At 40.0% G+C, this 5869-nt stretch carries 3 protein-coding genes and 1 pseudogene; all 4 read right to left on the reverse strand.

Annotated features, from left to right (window positions below; genetic code table 11):
- Positions 1-132: 132 nt before the first annotated feature.
- Positions 133-1776 (reverse strand): NAD(P)H-quinone oxidoreductase subunit 4, encoded by a 1644-nt coding sequence (locus AFK68_RS14155; protein ID WP_246844189.1) that lies wholly within the window; start codon positions 1774-1776, stop codon positions 133-135.
- 137 nt (positions 1777-1913) lie between these two features.
- Positions 1914-2180, reverse strand: a 267-nt coding sequence (locus AFK68_RS14160) for a hypothetical protein (protein ID WP_210407402.1), incomplete at its 5' end; no start/stop codon positions are given.
- 613 nt (positions 2181-2793) lie between these two features.
- On the reverse strand, positions 2794-4562 hold a 1769-nt coding region (locus tag AFK68_RS14165; RefSeq protein WP_246844190.1), incomplete at its 5' end, for an NAD(P)H-quinone oxidoreductase subunit 5.
- A gap of 1 nt (position 4563) precedes the next feature.
- Positions 4564-5078 (reverse strand): annotated as a pseudogene (locus AFK68_RS45170) (proton-conducting transporter membrane subunit); the annotation flags it as partial.
- Between the last annotated feature and the right edge of the window lie 791 nt (positions 5079-5869).

A 5869-nucleotide genomic window follows, 5' to 3' on the forward strand; every position in this document is an offset into this window, starting at 1 on the left:
CATGGGCGAGCTTTGAACCACAGCACCATAGTGATAGAAGTATGACAATGTAAGCGGAATGCTCAAAAAGCGGTGCGACCCCGCGACGAAAACAGCTCCGAAAAGAATGAGAATCATAACAGCAGCTACATTTCACTGGTTCTTCTCGGTGTTGTCGCCTGCGTGGGTTCCAACTCCCTGTTGCTCAGCCCGATCCTTTTCGGCCGCATTTTCGCGCATAGGTGACTCATTTCCATCCGTTAATGCCACCTTTTCAGACTCCATCAACAACGGCACCGAATCTCGTAACCGCGCGGTTAACTGCACAGTTGTTGCATCATAAATCTGAGTCACAATCTTAGGATACAAACCTATCCCAATAATTGGTACTAACAAACAGCCAATAATAAACACTTCGCGGGGTTCCGCATCCTTGAGAACTTCGTTTTCTACTAACTTCTTATTCTCAGGACCAAACAAAATTTCTCGCAACATTGACAACAGATAAATTGGAGTCAAAATTACTCCCACTGCTGCCAAGAAAATTACCATAACTTTGAAAGTAGGATTATAAGCATCACTGGTGGCAAAACCAATAAATACCATCACCTCAGCCACAAAACCACTCATTCCTGGTAATGCTAAAGATGCCATCGAACAAGTCGTCCACATAGCGAAAACTTTCTTCATTCTCTTACCGACACCACCCATTTCATCCAAAATCAAAGTATGGGTACGGTCATAAGTAGCTCCCACCAAAAAGAACAAACTCGCTCCAATTAATCCATGGGAAATCATTTGCAGCACAGCTCCACTCATACCAATATCGGTAAAAGAAGCCATACCAATTAACACAAATCCCATGTGAGAAATCGAAGAGTAAGCAATTTTCCGCTTCAGGTTTCGTTGAGCAAACGAAGTCAAAGCAGCATAGACAATATTCACAACCCCCAAAATTACTAATATAGGAGCAAATACTGCATGAGCATCAGGTAACATTCCTGCATTCATCCGCAACAGTGCATAACCACCCATTTTCAGCAGAATTCCTGCCAGTAACATATGAGCAGGTGCTGTTGCTTCTCCATGAGCATCTGGCAACCAAGTATGTAATGGGAAAATTGGCAATTTCACAGCATAAGCAATTAAAAACGCTCCATATAATAACAGTTGCAGATTTATAGCGTAATCTTTCGCAGCAACCGCTCTCATATCAAACGTAACAGTATCGCCATAAAACGCCATTGTTAACGCTGCTATCAAAATAAACAGCGAACCACCTGCTGTATAGAGGATAAACTTAGTTGCTGCATACAACCGTTTTTTGCCTCCCCAGATAGACAGAATTAGGTAAACAGGTACTAATTCCAATTCCCAAACTAGGAAAAATAACAACATATCCTGTACGGCAAATACAGCAATTTGACCGCCGTACATTAACAACATCAAGAAATAAAACAGCTTTGGCTTAAAAGTTACAGGCCATGCTGCCATAATTGCTAGGGTAGTGATAAAGCCAGTTAGGATAATTAATGGCATAGATAAACCATCTGCTCCCACTGACCAATTTAAGTCTAATTGTGGTACCCAAGCGTAACTTTCTACCAGTTGGAGTTCTGGGTTATTAGTGTCGTAACCTGTGTAGAAGGCAGTAGTAATAACAGCAAAATCAATTAATCCAACAATTAAAGCGTACCACCGCACCGTTTTGCCATCTTTATCCGGAATAATCGGAATTAGCAAAGCGGCAACTACTGGAAATAGAATAATTGTAGTTAACCAAGGAAAATCAGCCATAAATCTTTAATTCTTACTTTGAAAATTTTGTCAAGTTATGAGCAGTGAAGTCTTGGAACAATTTCGTTTGAGTAATTATGACTTCTTTTGTTTCCATTTTTGTTGAATTTAGTTTGACAGTTTGCGAGCATCAGCTATCAGTCAGAAGTTATATCAAATTCACTTAATTTATAGTATTGGCATTCGTAGGGGTTTGGTCTCCAAACCCCCACAATATTGAATTGTACCGATACTCTAGAATTTCTAGTATTGACAAAAAATCCAATTCTAGTAGGGGTTTGGTCTCCAAACCCCCACAATATTGAATTGTACCAATACTCTAGAATTTCTAGTATTGACAAAAAATCCAATTCTAGTAGGGGTTTGGTCTCCAAACCCCCACAATATTGAATTGTACCAATACTNTACTCTAGAATTTCTAGTATTGACAAAAAATCCAATTCTAGTAGGGGTTTGGTCTCCAAACCCCCACAATATTGAATTGTACCAATACTATTGAATTTGATATTGTTCATAGAAACATAAAGTCAACAAAGAAAATATTTCCCTAAATACCAGGAGGAAAACCTCTGATAACTGGCTAAATACCAGAGAAAACAACGAAGTCCAAAACTGTCACAAATACAATTTTGGTAAAAACTCCAAGCTTAATAGAGGGTTTGGAGACGAAACCCCTACAATGCCAAACTAAACGCCAGAGAAAAAAACTGCCACAAATACAATTTTGGTAAAAACTCCAAGCTTAATAAAGGGTTTGGAGACCAAAGACCTACAATGCCGAACTAAACACCAGAGAAAAAAACTGCCACAAATACAATTTTGGTAAAAACTCCAAGCTTAATAAAGGGTTTGGAGACCAAACCCCTACAGTTAAACTCCAGAGAAAACAACGAAGCCCAAAACTGCCACAAATACAATTAAGGCATAAAACTGAGCGCGACCATTTTCTAGGTATTTCAAACCTTCCCCACTCAATAGGGTAATAAAACCNAGGGTTTGGAGACCAAACCCCTACAGTTAAACTCCAGAGAAAACAACGAAGCCCAAAACTGCCACAAATACAATTAAGGCATAAAACTGAGCGCGACCATTTTCTAGGTATTTCAAACCTTCCCCACTCAATAGGGTAATAAAACCTGTTAAGTTAACAGCTCCATCAACTACTTTGTAATCTACTTCCAAAACTTGCCGTGCTAGACGACGACTACCTTGAACAAATAGTTTGTCGTTGATATCGTCTAAATACCATTTGTTGAGGGAAAAGTTGTAGAAAGGTTTAATTTTTTGCGCGATCGCACCAGGGTCAATTTTACGACTCAAGTACATCAGCGAAGCAAAAGTAATACCAATCAAAGCGATACCTACAGAGTTACCTGCCATAATTAAAAATTCAGTCAGATCAAACTCTGCTAATTCCTCTAATACCTCTGCTAAAGATTCCCCAGGAGCATAAATAAACTGCTCAAAATAATTAGCAAAAGGCGTTCCCAATAAACCAATAATCATTGAAGGAATAGCTAAAACCATCAATGGTAAAGTCATGGTAATAGGAGACTCATGGGGAGAGTCGCTATGATGATGATCGTGGTCATGGTCATCATGGCTATGTTCTAGTTCATTCGGGTCCATTGCTCCAGGGCCGAAAGCCATAGCAGGAACTGGAGTTGCAGTTGCAGTTCCACCTAATAATTGCTGTTTAATCTCCTCATTGTTACCCCGGAACTCACCCTCAAAAGTAGAGAAATACATCCGGAACATATAAAAAGCAGTCATACCAGCAGTTGCCCAACCAACAAACCACAAAGCGGGATTTGCTGCAAAAGCACTACCAAGAATTTCGTCCTTTGACCAAAAACCAGCAAAAGGAGGAATACCGCAAATTGCCACAGTACCAATTAAAAAGCAAGCAGAGGTAATAGGCATATATTTCCGTAGTCCACCCATTAACCGCATATCTTGAGCCAAAACTGGATCATGGCCAACTACTTCCTCCATACCATGAATCACTGAACCAGAACATAGGAACAGCATTGCTTTGAAGTAAGCGTGAGTCATTAGGTGAAATAGTCCAGCGCTATAAGCACCCACACCCATTGCCATTACCATGTAGCCCAACTGGGAAATGGTTGAATAGGCAAGACCTTTTTTAATGTCATTTTGGGTAATAGCAATTGTTGCCCCAAGGAAAGCTGTAAAAGCTCCTGTCCAGGCAATAATATTCATTACGATTGGCAGATGTTCCAATACTGGATACATCCGCGCCACTAGAAATACACCAGCAGCTACCATTGTCGCTGCGTGGATTAATGCTGAGATAGGAGTAGGGCCTTCCATTGCATCTGGCAGCCAGGTATGTAATGGGAATTGGGCCGACTTGGCTACAGGTCCTAAGAAAATTAAGACACCGAAAAGAGTTGCTAAACCAACACTTAGAGCGCCTGTTTCTACAAGCTGCTCCAAGCGAACGCCCATTACTTCAAATTCAAAGCTACCTGTGGCCCAATAAATACCTAGCATCCCCAGTAACAAACCAAAGTCACCGACGCGGTTGACAACAAAAGCTTTTTGACAAGCCTCGGCTGCTGCTTTACGGTCATACCAGAAACCAATCAGTAGGTAGGAAGATACACCAACAAGTTCCCAGAATATATAAATTTGGACTAGGTTTGGAGAGACTACTAGACCTAACATTGAAGAGCTAAATAGGCTCAAGTACGCATAGAAGCGGACATATCCAGGGTCGTGAGCCATATAACCATCGGTGTAGACCATTACCAAGAAGGCAANGCTGCTGCTTTACGGTCATACCAGAAACCAATCAGTAGGTAGGAAGATACACCAACAAGTTCCCAGAATATATAAATTTGGACTAGGTTTGGAGAGACTACTAGACCTAACATTGAAGAGCTAAATAGGCTCAAGTACGCATAGAAGCGGACATATCCAGGGTCGTGAGCCATATAACCATCGGTGTAGACCATTACCAAGAAGGCAACAGTAGTCACGATGACTAACATTAGGGCAGTCAAGTGATCGATGGTATAGCCCATACTGAGCCTGAAGTCACCTGCTGCTGCCCACTCAAACATTTGAGTATAGGTTTCATGGCCATTTATTTGACTCCAGAGCAAGGCAAAGGAGAGAACCATTGCAGTTCCTAACAGGGAGACGATGAAGATAGCGACTCTCTGTCGTAAATTACTGGTGGCTTGACTATAGGAAATTAGCCCTAAGCCGACTACCATTGCTCCAAGTAGGGGCAATACTGGTATCAGCCAGGCATATTGATAAAGTCCTTCCATGATTTATGGTTACTTTATAATTCTTTACTAACGTGGGCAAAACTAATAAGCATTCTTACATAGACTTTCTTGGGATAGGCTCTAAAGATCGATTTTTTTAAAAGTTATTGAGGTTTAAAAGTCAAAAGTCAAAAGTCAAAAGTCAAAAGTTGATATTGAGGGGTTGAATTTTGACGAATATCATATTTATTGAACTTTGTCAAAAAAAACTTTAGAATTGACTCGTAATAGACTGGCACACCTGGCGTTGTGGTTACTTACTCAATCTATAGAACCCATTTGGTATCTCCAAAAAATAGATCGGAGGGATAAGAAATTGATAATTTATGGGTAATAATTGATTTGATGATTGGATGAGTGGGAGATATCTAATACATCCCATCTCCCCACCTCCCCACCTCCCCATCTCCCCCTCTACTTTTAAATAGATACCAAATGGCTTCCATAAGCCCAGAGATATACTAGAAAAAATACCTAAAGCTTTCATGGCATTTAAACTTCTATCCCTCAGCCTGGGTAAAATGTTTAGTCAACTCCCTCTAAAAACTGTTCTGATAGTGCCGTTTGTTCTGCAAATCCTTGGTACTTTTGGATTACTAGGGCTAACTACTGAAGCCAAATAATTGGACAAAATTGGACAAATATTAATAAATATTGAATAAATACTGATTATCTGCTATCATAAATTAAAATTAGGTGAAAAAATAAAAGACTTTTTTTCATGGTTTACCAGTTCAAATGCAATCAATCAAGACCAAGTTAAAAGTTAACAATTACCAAAAAACAATACT

It is taken from the genome of Hydrocoleum sp. CS-953 (assembly GCF_002260545.1).
Classification (GTDB): Bacteria; Cyanobacteriota; Cyanobacteriia; order Cyanobacteriales; family Microcoleaceae; genus Trichodesmium.

Coding starts and splice junctions, on each gene's coding strand:
- AFK68_RS14155 (WP_246844189.1), bottom strand. CDS start 1,776: ATGGCTGATTTTCCTTGGTTAACTACAATTATTCTATTTCCAGTAGTT.